General features: G+C 33.8%; 16 protein-coding genes. 9 read left to right on the top strand and 7 right to left on the bottom strand.

The features are described 5' to 3' along the window. Positions 1 to 109 precede the first annotated feature (109 nt). From AC23MB_RS04350 to purF, 4 genes are all read left to right on the top strand, one after another. The gene (locus tag AC23MB_RS04350) at positions 110 to 715 is read left to right on the top strand and encodes a SatD family protein (RefSeq protein WP_312322167.1); all 606 of its coding nucleotides are present in this window, start codon (positions 110 to 112) and stop codon (positions 713 to 715) included. Beyond that, on the top strand, positions 712 to 1,413 hold the full coding sequence (locus AC23MB_RS04345) for a DUF3307 domain-containing protein (protein ID WP_313027912.1): 702 nt from the start codon (positions 712 to 714) through the stop codon (positions 1,411 to 1,413). The genes AC23MB_RS04350 and AC23MB_RS04345 overlap by 4 nt, the downstream gene beginning before the upstream one ends. Positions 1,414 to 1,474: 61 nt before the next feature. Continuing rightward, positions 1,475 to 2,194: a phosphoribosylaminoimidazolesuccinocarboxamide synthase gene (gene purC / locus AC23MB_RS04340; RefSeq protein WP_312323207.1), complete on the top strand. Its 720-nt coding sequence runs from the start codon at positions 1,475 to 1,477 to the stop codon at positions 2,192 to 2,194. Between the two features lie 139 nt (positions 2,195 to 2,333). Continuing rightward, positions 2,334 to 3,722, top strand: coding sequence for an amidophosphoribosyltransferase (gene purF, locus AC23MB_RS04335; RefSeq protein WP_312323210.1), 1,389 nt, complete (start codon positions 2,334 to 2,336; stop codon positions 3,720 to 3,722). Between the two features lie 63 nt (positions 3,723 to 3,785). Here the strand turns inward: purF and AC23MB_RS04330 are convergent, their stop codons facing one another. Genes AC23MB_RS04330 through AC23MB_RS04320 form a run of 3 tightly spaced genes read right to left on the bottom strand, consistent with a single transcriptional unit; the run spans position 3,786 to position 9,283 of the window. Further along, positions 3,786 to 7,790 (bottom strand): DUF7948 domain-containing protein, encoded by a 4,005-nt coding sequence (locus AC23MB_RS04330; protein WP_487786607.1) that lies wholly within the window; start codon positions 7,788 to 7,790, stop codon positions 3,786 to 3,788. A gap of 47 nt (positions 7,791 to 7,837) precedes the next feature. Next, positions 7,838 to 8,929 (bottom strand): MBL fold metallo-hydrolase, encoded by a 1,092-nt coding sequence (locus tag AC23MB_RS04325; protein ID WP_487786606.1) that lies wholly within the window; start codon positions 8,927 to 8,929, stop codon positions 7,838 to 7,840. Between the two features lie 3 nt (positions 8,930 to 8,932). Then, positions 8,933 to 9,283 (bottom strand): hypothetical protein, encoded by a 351-nt coding sequence (locus AC23MB_RS04320; protein ID WP_079665837.1) that lies wholly within the window; start codon positions 9,281 to 9,283, stop codon positions 8,933 to 8,935. A 154-nt stretch (positions 9,284 to 9,437) separates the two neighbouring features. On the opposite strand from AC23MB_RS04320, the gene AC23MB_RS04315 reads away from it, so the two are divergent. The 3 genes from AC23MB_RS04315 (at position 9,438) to AC23MB_RS04305 (ending at position 12,029) form a co-directional block, all read left to right on the top strand. Then, on the top strand, positions 9,438 to 11,087 hold the full coding sequence (locus tag AC23MB_RS04315; RefSeq protein WP_487786605.1) for a dipeptidyl-peptidase 3 family protein: 1,650 nt from the start codon (positions 9,438 to 9,440) through the stop codon (positions 11,085 to 11,087). 280 nt (positions 11,088 to 11,367) lie between these two features. Next, positions 11,368 to 11,505 (top strand): hypothetical protein, encoded by a 138-nt coding sequence (locus AC23MB_RS04310; protein WP_312324650.1) that lies wholly within the window; start codon positions 11,368 to 11,370, stop codon positions 11,503 to 11,505. Positions 11,506 to 11,507: 2 nt separating this feature from the next. After that, positions 11,508 to 12,029 carry a hypothetical protein gene (locus AC23MB_RS04305; protein ID WP_487786604.1) on the top strand — a complete coding sequence of 174 codons (522 nt, stop codon included), beginning with the start codon at positions 11,508 to 11,510 and terminating at the stop codon, positions 12,027 to 12,029. Positions 12,030 to 12,143: 114 nt separating this feature from the next. Here AC23MB_RS04305 and AC23MB_RS04300 read toward each other — a convergent pair whose 3' ends face one another. From AC23MB_RS04300 to AC23MB_RS04290, 3 genes are read right to left on the bottom strand one after another with little or no spacing between them, the layout of a single operon-like run. Continuing rightward, on the bottom strand, positions 12,144 to 12,527 hold the full coding sequence (locus AC23MB_RS04300) for a GNAT family N-acetyltransferase (protein ID WP_487786603.1): 384 nt from the start codon (positions 12,525 to 12,527) through the stop codon (positions 12,144 to 12,146). 5 nt (positions 12,528 to 12,532) lie between these two features. Further along, positions 12,533 to 12,727, bottom strand: a complete 195-nt coding sequence (locus AC23MB_RS04295) for a hypothetical protein (protein WP_487786602.1) — start codon at positions 12,725 to 12,727, stop codon at positions 12,533 to 12,535. Continuing rightward, positions 12,699 to 12,866, bottom strand: coding sequence for a hypothetical protein (locus AC23MB_RS04290; protein ID WP_487786601.1), 168 nt, complete (start codon positions 12,864 to 12,866; stop codon positions 12,699 to 12,701). The genes AC23MB_RS04295 and AC23MB_RS04290 overlap by 29 nt, the downstream gene beginning before the upstream one ends. Positions 12,867 to 13,360: 494 nt before the next feature. Between AC23MB_RS04290 and AC23MB_RS04285 the strand changes: the two genes are divergently transcribed. Further along, a complete protein-coding gene (locus AC23MB_RS04285) occupies positions 13,361 to 13,690 on the top strand; it encodes a single-stranded DNA-binding protein (RefSeq protein WP_079667109.1) in 330 nt (109 codons plus the stop codon). 21 nt (positions 13,691 to 13,711) lie between these two features. On the opposite strand, the gene AC23MB_RS04280 is transcribed toward AC23MB_RS04285, so the two are convergent. After that, positions 13,712 to 14,119 carry an acyl-CoA thioesterase gene (locus tag AC23MB_RS04280; RefSeq protein WP_312324379.1) on the bottom strand — a complete coding sequence of 136 codons (408 nt, stop codon included), beginning with the start codon at positions 14,117 to 14,119 and terminating at the stop codon, positions 13,712 to 13,714. Between the two features lie 179 nt (positions 14,120 to 14,298). Between AC23MB_RS04280 and hisS the strand changes: the two genes are divergently transcribed. After that, entirely contained in the window at positions 14,299 to 15,657 is a 1,359-nt protein-coding gene (hisS, locus tag AC23MB_RS04275; protein ID WP_374329031.1) for a histidine--tRNA ligase, read from the top strand. Positions 15,658 to 15,661: the final 4 nt, after the last annotated feature.

The raw sequence follows: 15,661 nt of genomic DNA, 5'->3' as shown, positions 1-15,661 counted from the left end.
AGTTATTTTGCTAATATTTATTGATTATAATGTTTTTCGCTAATGTTTTAATTTATAAGCTTTTTGTATTATATTTTAAAATATTAGCGATTTTTATTATATTTGCATTATGAAAGCGGTAATCACAGGCGATATTATTGACTCTCAAAAATTCGGGGCAGAAGTTTGGTACAAAGCTTTGCAAGAGATTTTTGAAGGGAAAACTTCGCAAGAATGGGAAAACTACCGCGGCGACGAGTTTCAGTATCTTATTCCAAATGCTGAAGATGCTTTTCTAGAGTTTTTAAAAATAAAAGCTGGCATCAAAAAAATCCAGGATTTAGACGTTCGTATTTCGATTGGTTTGGGAGATCAAAATTTTGTCGCTGATAAAGTGTCACAAAGTAACGGCAGCGCTTTTGTCAATTCTGGACGTAATCTTGAACGTATAAAAGCCGAAAAAATAAATCTTCATATCGCGTCAGAAAAGCCAGAACTCGATGCTCAACTTAATCTGATTTTTAAATGGGTGAGTTTAACCGTTGATAGTTGGAGTGTGATGTCGGCAGAAATCGTTGATTTGTTTTTAAATAAAAAAGACATCAACCAAGACGAAGCTGCGAAGTTACTTAACTTGACACAATCCTCCATTAGCCAACGTCTAAAACGCGCTAACTACGATCTTTTGATGGAAACCGAAGCTTATTATCGACAACTAATCTCTCAGCAAAAATGATTTTTTTACCACTCATATTGGCTCATTTACTCGGAGATTTCGTCTTCCAGCCAAATGCGTGGGTTAACGATAAAGAGCAAAAAAAATTAGCAAGTCTATATTTGTACATTCATGTATTGGTGCACACAATTTTGAGTTTCGTATTTCTTTGGAATCTCAATTATTGGTGGATTGCATTGGTTGTTGGCGCGACACATTTTGTAATTGATGCCGCGAAACTTCAGTTTCAAAAACCTAAAAATAAACGATTATGGTTTTTCATCGACCAATTTTTACATATTGCAGTAATAATTGCTTTAAGTTTAATCATTCAACAAAATATAGATTGGAGTATTATCTTTAATGAAATCAATCTCAAACTCTTTACAGCAGCTGTTTTCCTAACGACGCCTTGTTCGATTATTATTAAATTAATGATAAGTTTTTGGACGCCCAATCCGCAAGATAAAGATTCCGTTCAGACAGATTCTTTAGCCAACGCAGGCAAATATATTGGAATTTTGGAACGATTAATGGTTTTCGTTTTTATAGTTGTTAATCATTGGGAAGGTGTGGGTTTTATGATTGCGGCGAAGTCGGTTTTTAGATTTAGCGATTTGGCACAAGCTAAACAACGGAAACTGACAGAATATGTATTAATAGGGACTTTATTAAGTTTTGGAATCGCAATCTTAACGGGAATTTTGGTTCAGATTTAAACCAATTATTTCCGTAAATTTGTATAGAAATAAATTAAAAGTAAAAAAGTAAAAAGAATAAATGGAAAAGAAAGAAATGCTTTATGAAGGTAAAGCAAAACAGGTTTTCGCAACAGACAAAGCAGATGAGGTTATTGTAAGATACAAAGATGATGCAACAGCTTTCAATGCACAAAAGCGTGGTTCTTTCGCTAGAAAAGGCGAATTAAACAATGCTATTTCAACTTTAATTTTCGAATATTTAGCAAAAAATGGAATCCCGACACACTTTATCGAAAAGCTTGGTGATATCGAGCAATTGGTGAAAAAAGTGGACATTATTCCGTTGGAAATGGTGGTGCGTAACTATGTTGCGGGAAGTATGGCGCAACGTCTTGGTGTTGAAGAAGGTCTTAAATCGCCAGTGACTATTTTTGATCTTTGCTACAAAAAAGACGAGTTAGGAGATCCGCTAATCAACGATCATCACGCTGTATTTTTGGGCGCTGCATCTTATGATGAACTTAAAGAAATGTACGCTTTAACGGACAAAATCAACCAATTGTTGATTGCGCTATTTGATAAAATGAATATTATCCTTGTCGATTTTAAAATCGAATTGGGAAAAACTTCGGACGGAAAAATCGTTTTAGCAGACGAAATCTCACCAGATACTTGTCGTCTTTGGGATAAAGATACGATGAAGAAGTTGGACAAAGACCGTTTCAGAAGAGATCTTGGAGAAGTTACAGAAGCTTATGAAGAGATATATGATCGATTACAAAAAGCAGTTAATTCATAAGTTCTATAGAAATTAAAAAATGAATTTACAATTTCAAAACTTCAGTTCGTTATCAAAATATGCGTTTCAGAATCGCTATAACGAATTCGAAGAATTAAAAAATCAAGAACCAGAAGCTGGCGCTTATCCGTTTGACAAAATGGAAGAAGAATGCGGGATTTTTGGTTTGGTTTCCGACGAAAATACAGACACATTTTCGTTATCACAATTTGGACTTTTTGCATTGCAACATCGTGGGCAAGAAGCTTGCGGAATTACCGTTGGTAACGATGGGAAAATGTATTCTATAAAAGATGAAGGTTTGGTTTTGGATGTTTTTAAAACCATCGAAAATCCCGAAACTTTCATGGGAAATTGTGTTATCGGTCACACGCGTTACACGACAGCGGGCGACAAAAAAAAATACAATTATCAACCTTTCTTTGCAAAGAACGAATATGATCAAATTATCTTATCCATCGCGCACAACGGAAATCTGACCAACGCCAAACAACTCAAAAAAGAGTTGGAGGAAGAAGGTGTGGTGTTCCGTGCGACTTCGGATTCTGAGGTTATTTTAAGATTAATTCAGAAAAACCTAGATCTTGGACTTCGTGGTGCGATTAAAGCGACGATGGAAAAGATTGAAGGTGCTTATTCTGTAGTTGGTGTTACTCGAAATAAATTCTTTGCGTTCCGTGATTTTAACGGTATTCGACCTTTGGTTTTAGGAGCGATTGACGAAAAAACTTTTGTTGTGGCATCAGAATCTTGTGCTTTGGATGGTGTTGGTGCACAATATGTGCGTGATATTCTTCCAGGCGAAATCGTCTATACAAGCGATAACGAAAAAGGACTTCAATCTTATTTGGTTAAAGAAAATTGCACAAACAGAATTTGCTCTTTCGAATATATTTATTTTGCGCGTCCCGACTCGATGTTGGAAGGCATCAATGTGCACGAAGTTCGTGAGAAATCAGGTATGAAAATCTGGGAACAAGCGCCTGTTGAAGCGGATGTAGTGATTGGTGTTCCAGATTCTGGTGTTCCTGCTGCAATTGGTTTTGCGAAAGCTTCGGGAATCCCTTTCCGTCCAGTGTTGATCAAGAATCGTTATATCGGGAGATCATTTATTATTCCGTCGCAAGAGATGCGCGAGCATTATGTTAATCTTAAATTAAATCCAATTGTTTCCGAAATTAAAGACAAACGTGTTGTGATTATCGACGACTCGATTGTTAGAGGAACAACGTCAAAGCGTTTGGTTAAAATACTTAAAAAAGCAGGTGTTAAGGAAATTCACTTTAGAAGTGTTTCCCCACCAATTATTGCGCCTTGTTTTTTAGGAATCGATACGCCGACTAAAGATGATTTAATCTCAGCAAATATGACCAAAGATGAACTTAGAGATTATCTAGAAGTTGATAGTTTGGAGTTTTTGTCTGTTCCTAATTTGCAAGATATTTTAGGATCTAAGAATCATTGTTTTGGATGTTTCACAGAAAAGTATCCTGTTGAAAAACCAGTAGAAGAAGATTTATTCCAATAATAAATTTCAGAAATATAACAAAACAGCGCTTCAATTTTGAGGCGCTGTTTTTTTTAATTAAAATTAATTTCGATTTATTAAAACCAAAAATCCTTTGAAACTTCGGTCATCACTAACATTAATGATATACCAATAAGTATCTGTTGGCAATGGATGTCCATTGATTTTTCCGTTCCATTCAAAAATGCCATTAACTTTGGTTTCGAAAAGCTTCTTACCAAATCGATCCAAAACAATGACTTGAGAATCTTTATAATTTTCTAAACCTTTAATTTTCCAAGTGTCGTTAATACCATCAGCATTCGGGGAAAAATTATTCGGGATTTCGAAAATACTAATTGTACGTTGGTCGATTATGCATCCCGCTTTTGTTTTAACATAGATGGTGTAATTTCCGTTTTCTAATTTAAATTGGTTAGAGGTTTGCCAGTTGATATTATCATCAGAATATAGATAATTGCCAGCTTCGGACATTATAATTGTTACTAAATTATTTTCTATTTGGATATTTTTAATCGTTGCAAGTTTTGCTTTTTTAACAACGACTGATGCCGAGTTTTGACAAGTTTTTTCAGTGGTGACAGTAACCGAATATGTGCCTTCAGTTTGAGTTTTAATAATTTGAGTTGTTTCGCCAGTATTCCATGAGAAAGTACATCCTGCACAGTCGCCAGCATTAAGTTCTGCATCGATGCCACTACAAAATTCAACTTCGGGAGGAAGGCTTAGTTTTGGTTTTTTATTTAAATTAAATTCTAATGTAAACCATTGCGAACAACCAACTGTGTTTTTAATTTCGACATTAAAAAGGTTATGCCCAATATTGAGTTTGGCTTTTGTAAAATCAGGCACCAATTGATGGTTACTATCATAAAAAGTGAATTGTAAACTGGTTATATTAGTAATTAATTTAGTTCTATAATCGTTTAAATTAATAAATTTAAAATCATCTGTTGTATCATTACAAAATGTAGGTTCAACATAATTTTTAGCAGGTATACTACTATTATTAACGGCAACTTTTACAGCTAATTTATTAATACTTTCACAACTAGAAATTGTTTGTGTTGCATAATAAGTTTCGCCATCAATAAGTGAAGTTGTTTGGGCTAATAAAATATTTGATGCATTATACCATTTGATATTTTGTCCTGTAAGTGCAATATCTGCTAAGGTCGGATGTTGTCCAATACAAAAGTTTTGAAAGGAATTTCCAGATGGTGCCACAGGATCTGAAATTTTAACCAAGATTTCTAGTTTTGAACTTTCACAACCGGCGCTATTTTGTGTGACATAATATTTTTTATTATCAACCAAGGCTGTATTTACTGGTAAAATCGCACCACTCGCGTCATACCATTTTAGGTTAGTCCCAACAACTTGGATATCTGAAATTTTTGGTTGATCTATTGCGCAGAAATTCTGTTGAGGATTTCCAGTAGGTCTCGGTTGATCGGTAATTTCTACTAGTTGGGTTTGTGTTTCGGTATTTCCATTTCCGTCATTGTATGTCCAAGTAATTGTATAAAGACCAGGAAGACTATAACTTAAAGGATCTGTCGTTGTTGCTGTAATTTTTCCTGCACATTTGTCTGTCGCAGTCGGAATTGGTGTCACTACAAAATTACAATCACCAGTTAATTTTGGAAGATTAGGATTGTCAGGAATTGGTTTTTCAACATCACCAACAAAAACATTAACTGTATAAGTACCATCGCAACCACCACTTCCTTTAATATCACAAGAATATACACCAGAATTTGCAGTTGTAGCATTTGGGATAATAGGATTTTGCAGACTGGATGTAAAACCATTAGGACCAGTCCAAGAAAAATTTGTCCCGCCAGACGCTTTTAGTTCGATGCCACTACCAACACAAATTGGAGAATTTGAGGAGACAAAAGGATTATTAATACAATCACTAAACTTCGAAATAAATGCTTTTCCTGCGGAAGCAGTGTTAGTTGGCATGTATGTTCCTGGTGTACCAATTCGATCAGAACTGCTAGTTGATCCGCATAGAAAGATTGTTTTTGATGCTTCACTGATTGCAATATCACTTCCTGAGTCAGTTGATGAGCCTCCAAAATAAGTCGCCCATATTTTTGAAAAATTTAAGCCATTATATTTTGAAATGAAGGCATCGCTATAACCTAAAACTATTCTTTGATAAGCATTTGTAGTTGAGAATCTTACCTCATCATTCCTTGCGATTCCTACGAGATAGAAATCTCCATTGGATAAAGATTTTACATTTGTAATTGTTGATGGAAAATATGAACTTCTAATGATACTACCATTGGTGCTAAATAGTGTATAAAAAGAATTATAACCATTGGGAGCTTGATTTTGATATTGAGGATACTCTCCATCAGAAGTAGCAATACCTGTCTTACTATAAGTAATACCTGATAACAATACTTTATCATTACCATAACTTATATTGTAGGCGACATCTTCTCCATCACCTCCTAGATATGTACCAAAAATTATATTTCCATTGGATGAAAAGGATGCTAAAAAAGCATCAAAGTCTTTGCCTTTAGTGGTTTGATAGCTATTTCCAAAACTAATCCCGTCATTGCTAAATGTCGTTCCAACCGCGTAGATATTATTTTTTTCGTCAGTTGTAAGATCTGTGATTTTATTTTGTAAACTTCCTCCAAAGTATGAACCCCAAATTAACTGTCCGCTTGTAGAAAATTTTGCGATGAAACCATCATAAACCTGATTGCTGGCGTTTCCTGCATTTGTTCCGTTTGTTGATATTCTCGTTTTACTATTGGTTGAGCCTCCAATTACAATATCATTATTTTGGTCAATTGAAAGTGCTGATAAAATCTCGGCATCTTCACCCCCATAATAGGTTCCCCATATTCTTGTACCTCCAGGATTAAGCTTAATAATGAATCCATCAAATCCATCAGAGGCTGGTAAAGCGCTTTTGTATGTTCCAGGTGTACCATGGTTTTCGTAAGTTGTTGACCCTGTTACAATAATGTCATTGTTTTTATCTATTGCTACACGATTTGTTGTACTTCTCAAATAGGTGCTAAATAGGCGTTGTCCATCTTTGTCAAATTTCGTCAAATAGCCATCAACTTCAAATATATGCGGATTTGTAGACCAATGATTATTAATGTAAGACCCGGTGGTTGCAAGATTTAATCTACTATAGGTTAGTCCAGTAAATATTACATTGTCAAAAAGATCTTTTGTCATAAAACTAGCAGAATCATCATTATCTCCACCAAAAAAACTCCCCCAAATCCTTGTTGGCACAGGATCTATAACAATGGTTTTATCAGAAATGTTAACTTCAGAATCAAAACCAAATGTTTGATTTCCTAAATCTTTGAAATTAACAACAATGTTTTGTTTTGAATTAGAATGTTCTATCCAAGAGTTAGGAATGTTTTCTTGCATTTCTCCAAAACGGAGTGCCATAGCGAGTTTGCCATCTTTTAATTTGATTTTGGCACCTTCAAATTTCATTTTGATGTCTGATACTTTTCCACCTGGATGAACTAAGAAATTATATTCTACGGTTTTTGTAGAATCTTCAGGTTTAAAAAATACTAAATCAACATTATTATAAATATTTTTGTAAACAATTCGCTCATAACGATGCACTTTTTCAACCCCTTTTGGGTTGTGCTCTAGATTGTAATAATTCTCATAATCTGGCGATTTTCCGTTAGCTTCAATTTGGACATTAGTGTTGGCATTAACGAGATTGATGTCGATACGATGATATTTAGAAGTATATTCGACCTCTTGATTTTGCTTTTTCTGAAGCTTAGGATTAATGGTATTTTCAGAAGTTGCTTGTTTCTTTTTTGATACTTTTTTTTCAACTTCATAGACATCATAAGAAAAACCAGTTTTCTTGATTTGGACATTTAATCCCGCGGAATTAAAAAGATACTTAACCTCAGGATTTGGCTTTGCCTTTTGGTCAATAATTTGACCTTTATTTTCGTAGAAATAATATTGATTTTGATACTTATTTTGAGCCAGTAGAAACGTAGCAATACTTAAAAAAACAATAGTAAAAATTCTCTTCATCGAGCTTTTTGTAAATTTCGGCAAAGATAATCTTTTTTAACAAAATTTTAAGAAGCCCACCAAGCTGCAAATTCTTGATTTTTATTATTTAAATCCACCTTTTCGCCAATCATTGGTGTGAAGATTTTAAAGTTTTTGCCTTGACTATTTTCTGTAATTTTCTCTAAAGGCTCTTTCCAAGAATGCATGGCTAAAGCAAATTTTGAAGAATGAACAGGGATAACATTTTCGGCTTGTAGATCTTCGATAACATTTATAGTTTCGGACGGTAAAGTGTGGATGTAATGCCAGCGCTCGTTATATTGTCCATTTTCGAGAATTGCCCAATCAAAAGGACCGAACTTTTCACCAATGTTTTTAAAATGTTTTCCGTAACCACTATCGCCACCAACAAAAATGTTATGACGATTAGATTTTAGCACAAAGGAAGACCAAAGACTGATATCTCTTTTCAGGCCTCGTCCAGAAAAATGTCGGGCTGGGGTAGAAGTGATATGGATATTTTTTTCTAAAACCGCATCTTCGTACCAATCGAGTTCTATCAATTGGTTTTCTGCAAATCCCCAACGTTCGAGATGTGCACCAACACCCAATCCACAAATGATTTTCTTAATTTTTGGTTTTAAACTTTTTAAAGTTTTATAATCCAAATGATCGTAATGATCATGCGTAATAATCAAATAATCGATCTCCGGAAAATCATCAGATTGATAAATATCCGAACCTTTGAAAGCCTTTGTTGTACCTGCAATTGGTGATGCGTTACCGCTAAAGACTGGATCTACAAGAAACTTTGTCTCATCAACCTGAAAATAGTAAGACGAATGTCCCATCCAAACTAAAAATTCGTTATCCGAATTTTGAGATTTTAATTCAGTTTTTTTTGAAGGAATGGCTTGTTTTGGCGTTTTATTAGGAACTTTCTGTGTTAAAAAATCCCATATAACTTTTTTGGGTGTAAAGCCTTCTCCGAAGTTAGGCGTATGTTCTATATTTTGAAAACGTCCTTTTCGGAAGTTTGCAGATTTTTTAATTCTTTCGAGGCGACGACCTCTAGATTTAGAACCAAAAATCGGTTGTTGCATAAACAGAAAGACTGTAGTAGCGATTGCTAAAACGATAATAAGTATAAAATACATAATTTAATTCGAAATGTTTTTGACCAGCAAAATCCAATCATCTTCCAAAAATTTGTAACCTTGGTCATAGACAAATCTGTATTCCGAAGCGTTTTTGTAGACAACCATCTGCGTAAAATACTCGAAACTGAATCCCAAAGCCAACAATTTGGATTTTAAAATTTTGGTTTTACCGTCAATATTGCAATCTGTCAAAATACGATGGTTTTTGCGAAGTTGATAATTAATATTTCGCATCAGATTGGTCGTATCTTTATTGATTCGATTATTGTAACTGTTGCGACAAGCATCAGAACAGAATTTTTTATCAGAGCGACCAACGATTTTTTCGCCACATTCTGGACAAGTTTGCATGGTGTTAATATTCAGTTTCGGAAGAATCAAAAACTATTCCTTTCAATAAAAATGCTCTTTTTGACTGGTTTTAAAATCAAAATTATCATGTTTTAATACAAGAAAATAGACTTGCTCCGAAGATTAATAACTAAATTTACACAAATTAATTCTAATGAAATCAAAAACAATTATACTTGGCTTATTAGCAGTTTCGGGTTTGTTGACCAATTTTTCGGCTCAGAAAAAAACTACTAAAACAAAGGCAAAAACTACAAAAATGCAAGAGTCTTATCCTTTTCAACAATACGCGAAAGTTGATTTAACAACCGATATTTCCCATTTAACAACAAAAGAAAAAGAAGTTTTGAAATTAATGTTCAAAGCTGCAAAAGTGATGGACGATTTGTTTTGGCAACAAGCTTACGGTGACAAAACTAAATTGTTGTCCAAATTATCTGGTGAAGCGAAAGATTATGCTATCATTAATTATGGACCTTGGGATCGTCTTAATAACGAAAAGCCATTCGTAGCGGGCGTTGGTGCAAAACCAGAAGGTGCGACTTACTATCCAACTAACATGACAAAAGCTGAGTTTGAAAAGGCTGATGTTAAAGACGGAAAATCGGCTTATTCTGTTGTTAAAAGAGATGCGAAAGGCAAATTATATGCGGTGCCGTATTCGGTAGAATTTAAAACTAAATTGCAAGAAGCTGCAAATTATCTGAATGAAGCGTCAGCAATTGCGGAAGATGCAGGTCTTAAAAAATATTTGAAACTTCGTGCAGAAGCTTTAATGACAGATAATTATTATCCGAGTGATTTGGCTTGGATGGACATGAAAAATTCAAATTTGGATTTGGTTATTGGCCCAATCGAAAATTATGAAGACCAAATGTTTGGTTACAAATCATCTTTTGAAGCTTATGTTTTGGTGAAAGATGTGGAGTGGAGTAACAAGTTGGCGAAGTTTGTGAAATATCTTCCCGAGTTGCAAACCAATCTTCCTGTAAAAGCAGAATATAAGAAGGAAGTTCCAGGGACAGATTCGGATCTTAATGCCTATGATGTCGTATTTTATGCTGGGGATTGCAACGCAGCTGGAAAAACCATTGCTATTAACTTACCAAATGATGAGAAAGTTCAATTAGAAAAAGGAACGAGAAGATTGCAACTTAAAAATGCGATGAAAGCTAAGTTTGATAAAATTTTGGTTCCGATTGCAACTTCGCTTATCGATGAAAGTCAACAGAAGAATATCAAATTTGATTCGTTCTTTTCTAACGTGATGTTCCATGAAGTGGCGCACGGCTTAGGCATTAAAAATACAGTTAACGGCAGAGGCTCTGTTCGCGAAGCATTGAAGGAAGCTAACTCAGCTTTGGAAGAAGGAAAAGCGGATATCCTAGGACTTTATATGGTTAATCAACTGTTACAAAAAGGCGAATTGTCGGGAAGTAAAGAAGATTATTTCGTAACATTTTTAGCTGGGATTTTCCGTTCGGTGAGATTCGGGGCAAGTTCGGCGCACGGCACTGCGAATATGATTGCGTTTAATTACTTTGCTGAAAAAGGCGCTTTCGAAAAGTCAGCCAACGGACGATATAAAGTTAATGTTCCGAAGATGGAAGCTGCGATGAATGGCCTTTCAGAACTGGTTTTAACATTACAAGGTAACGGCGATTATGACGGCGTTAAAAAATTGTATGCCGAAAAAGGTATTATCCCAGCAGATTTACAAAAAGATCTTGACAAGCTAAAAACACATAATATTCCTGTCGATATTGTTTTTGAACAAGGTCCTCAAATGTTAGGTTTGAAATAATTTAATAATAAAAAAACAGAAGTTATTTTTAGCTTCTGTTTTTTTTGTTTTTTCAAAGATTTTTTTAATCTATAATGTGGTTGTTAGTCAGTGTTTTAGTTTTATAATATAATAAAAAATATTAATAATACATTAAAACTAAAAAAGCATTCTTATCGAAAAATATAGTGTCAAAAAGCAGTTTGAAAAAAGCAGAATTTTTGTAAAAATACCTAGAACTAGGTATTAAAAAGTCCAAAACATAGTCTAATATTGTGTGAGCAATAAAAAGTATTTAACTATGAAAACTCTATTTTTACTTTGTACAATTTTTGCTTTTACGAATGTAACAGCTCAAAAAGTGACTGTGTCGACATCTGAAAATGATGCTAGTATTATTGTCAATGGACAATTGGTTGGTCCGGAACTTATCTTTTGAAAGTGGATAAAAGTGAATGTTATAATGTTAAGGAGCAGAAAACAGAATTTTTAAAATATGAAGCCACCGTTTGTGGAAAGAAAGCAGGACCAGAGCCACCTAAAACTTTGTTTTTCAATATGAAAACGGATGACTCCGAAGAAGCATCTATTAAAACGGATCAGGCTAATATTGATTTCGAAATTGCTGTAAATCCAAACCTTTCAATTTCTGACGCGTGGAAGTTGACTACCCAAATTGTGACAGACTATTTTGACGCAATCGAGGTTAGCGACAAAGAAACTTCTTATCTGCGAACAGCTTGGAGTATTCAATCCTTTCAACAAAATACAATCCGTACTAGGCTTATTGTTAAGTTATCAAAATCGAATCCATTAACTTTTAAAGTTAAACTTAATAGCGAATATTCTGGTGCTAGTGGAACCAGTGTAAAGGCAGATGAACAGTTCCGTGATTGGGATCGTGTGCTTAGAAAATATCAAAATGTGATTAGCGATTTTTCAACTAGATTGTCTAAGAAATAAGCAAGTCACTTAGTTTTCCCATAGTCATATTAACCGAAGTCCAAATTTTCTTATTGATTTGGACTTGTTTTTTTAAGTCTAGATTTATTCTAAAACCTATTTTTTCGTAACATTTTATTGTTGATGTATTCCAGTCAAAGACGTGTTAAGTTCGGCGGTTTTATTTTTAAATTTTTTAAAACCAAAATCCAAAAGTCTTTCAATAATAATCTGTCCATAACCTTGTCCGCGATTTTCTTTTTCGCCAATCAAAATTCTGCCAAGAAGAAAGCTGTTTTCTTTTTCCAAAATTTGAGCATAACCTATTAATTTTTCATTTTTAAAAACTGAAAAAGCATAGCGATTCTCTTGTTTTAAATCTTCAATAAATTGTTTTTTAGTTAACGGAAAAACTAAAGCTGAACCAGCAAGTTGCATTAGATCTTCATTAGTTGTGATCCAATTATTTAGCAATTCAAAATCATCTTCCGAAAATGTTTTTAATAAAATATTTGTCATAAAAATTATTCCTCAACTGGATCAAAATTAGAAAAGAAGGTCGCGCCCTCATCAGACTTATAGGCTTGTTTTTTTAATAAAAATTCTTTGCCTTTCACAATCTTGTAGCTAGAGATACTGTCATCATAAAATTCAACTTTTCCGAAAGGTTCTAATATATTTTTCTTAATTTTAAAAAAAATAAGTTGCGCTTCCATCATAAAAAATGTCTGAGGTTACACAATCTCTTTTCTCGTTGTAATGCAAATTGGGATAATTCGCAGAGTTTTCCCCATCGATAAGTTTCTGCGATTTTGGATAAAAAACAAATAACCGATTAATTTCTTTGGCGCCGCGCACTGCCTGTGCAAACGAAATCTTGACATCCTTGTAGCCATCATTGTTGAGGTCTTCACTTGTGTCAACAGAGAGAACGAAATTTTTTTTTGAAAACGATAATCTTTAAGTTTAATCCATTTTTTATTTATTTTTTTAAACAATGAAAAACTAACCAAAGCCTCTTCATTAAGATTTTTTTGTACAACATCCAATTTGTAGTGATTATTTTTAATAACAGTTTTAGAATCCGAAAACTTTTGTGTTTCCTGAAAAGAGTGAAAATTTGTAAAAACTAAAATAATAATTACTAGAAAAGAAATTTTCATTTTTATGTTTTTGAATACTAAATCTACAAAAAATTGTATTTCAAATACTTATTCGTTTACAAACGACTACAAACGATTTTAAATATTTTATAACCGACTAATATTTTCTTATTCTCGCAACTTTGTCACAGAGATTCAGGAAAAGAAATGACGACCAGAATCTAGTTGTATAATTAAAATTTTAAAATTATGTCTTTAAGAAATCGCGTGACACTTATCGGTCGCACAGGAAAAGAAGTAGAAATCCACACTTTCGAAAGTGGTACAAAAAGAGCAAATGTTAGCCTTGCAACATCTGATTTTTATATTAACCAAAATGGAGAAAAAGTGGAAGAAACCCAATGGCATAACTTAGTTGGTTATGGAAAAATAATTGACATTTTAGAAAAATATGTTCCTAAAGGAAAAGAAATTGCCATTGAAGGCAAAATCATGTATCGTAATTACGAAGATAAAGATGGGGTAAAACGACAAATAACCGAAATCCGAATTGAAGAGATTCTATTATTAAGTAATTGATCTTAAAAAAATAACACAGAACTAATCTTCTGTGTTATTTTGATTTTTTAAGCGATCATCAACATATTCGATTTGCGTTTTGCCGTGAGCGACTGGTTTTCCGTTTTCACCCAAAGCAACCATCACAATTTTATCAATGGTGATAATGGTTTGATGTGTCATCTTGTTTCTGACTTCACATTTTAGGGTGAGAGAAGTGTGTCCAAATCCGATTGGCAAAAGTCCTATTTCGATAATGTCGCCTTGTTTGGCGGAGTTTACGAAATTAATTTCGGACATATATTTGGTTACAGTTTTTTGATTTTCTAGCTGGATAATAGCATAAAGAGCGGCTTCTTCATCAATCCATTCCAAAAGTCTTCCTCCAAAAAGTGTATGATTTGGGTTGAGGTCTTCTGGTTTTACCCATTTTCTTGTGTGGTATTTCATTGCGAGATTATTTTGATGACAAAGCTAAGTATTTATGCAGATTTTCTGGACGATTCTTGATGAAGTTAATCTATTCTCATAAGTTCTAAAACTGATAATATCTGTGTTAAAAATCAAAATTGAAAATTCTTAGATTATTAGTAACTTTGCTTTTATCAAAAAGAAGAATTTTTCAAAGCATGAAACCGAGTTTAGCAAAAGGAACAAGAGATTTTACATCGCAAGAAGTATTTCGTAGAAAATATATCATTAATAAACTTCAAAAGAATTTTGAACTATTTGGTTTTCAGCCTTTAGAAACACCAAGTTTTGAAAATCTTGCCACTTTAACTGGGAAATATGGTGAAGAGGGCGACCGTTTAATTTTCAAAATTTTGAATTCTGGAGATTATGCTTCCAAAACTAATGATGAAGATTGGTCTGCGAAAAATTCTCAAAAATTAGTTTCTCAGATTTCTGAAAAAGCGCTTCGTTATGATTTGACAGTGCCTTTCGCAAGATTTGTAGCAATGAATAATGGACAGTTGACTTTCCCGTTCAAGCGTTATCAAATTCAACCCGTTTGGCGTGCTGATCGTCCACAGAAAGGACGTTACAGAGAGTTTTATCAATGTGATGCGGATGTTGTGGGAAGTACAAGTCTTTGGCAAGAAGTAGAGTTGTTGAAGTTGTATTTTAAATCATTTTCGGATCTTAATTTGCCTGTTTCAATCCACATGAATAACCGTAAAATTCTTTCAGGTTTGGCAGAATATGCGGGAATTTCGGATCAGTTGATTGACTTTACGGTGGCTTTGGACAAGTTAGATAAAATCGGTAAAGATGGCGTGGTTAAAGAAATGTTGGAGAAAAACATTTCTCAAGAAGCCATCGTAAAGCTGGATTTCCTTTTTGAACAAGGAAGCGATGCTTTAGAAAATTTACTTCAATTGAAAGAACGTTTTGCTAACATTGAAATTGGTCTTCAAGGTGTTGACGAGTTAGAATTTGTCATTTTAAAAGCCAGAGATTTAGGAATTGAAGCAGAAAGTTTGGTATTTAACATCACTTTGGCTCGTGGTTTAGATTATTATACAGGCGCAATTTTCGAGGTTAAAGCAGATGGCGTTGAGATGGGTTCTATTGGCGGCGGCGGTCGTTACGATAATTTGACAGAAGTTTTTGGCGTTAAAGATATGCCTGGAATAGGGATTTCTTTTGGTTTGGATAGGATCTATTTGGTTTTAGAAGAATTGGATTTATTCCCAAATTTTAATGACAATCAAGTTAAGTATTTGTTTGCAAATTACGGTGATGCAGAAGCGATTGAAGCCTATAAAATCATTTCTAAACTTAGAGATAAAAACATAGCAGCAGAACTTTATCCAGACGCGGCAAAACTAAAAAAACAATTTACTTATGCTGAGAAAAAAGGAATTCAGAGTCTTGTTTTTCTTGGTCAAGAAGAAATTGAAAACGAAACCTTGACAATTAAAAATCTTACAACCGGCGAGCAAAGAACTATTCGTCAAGATGATTTTTTAAATATTGAATTATAAAATA

The sequence above is a fragment of the Soonwooa sp. T0.1_25 genome, from assembly GCF_057652215.1.
Note: the sequence above shows the minus strand (reverse complement) of the source record. Positions and strands in the feature narration are given on the sequence as shown.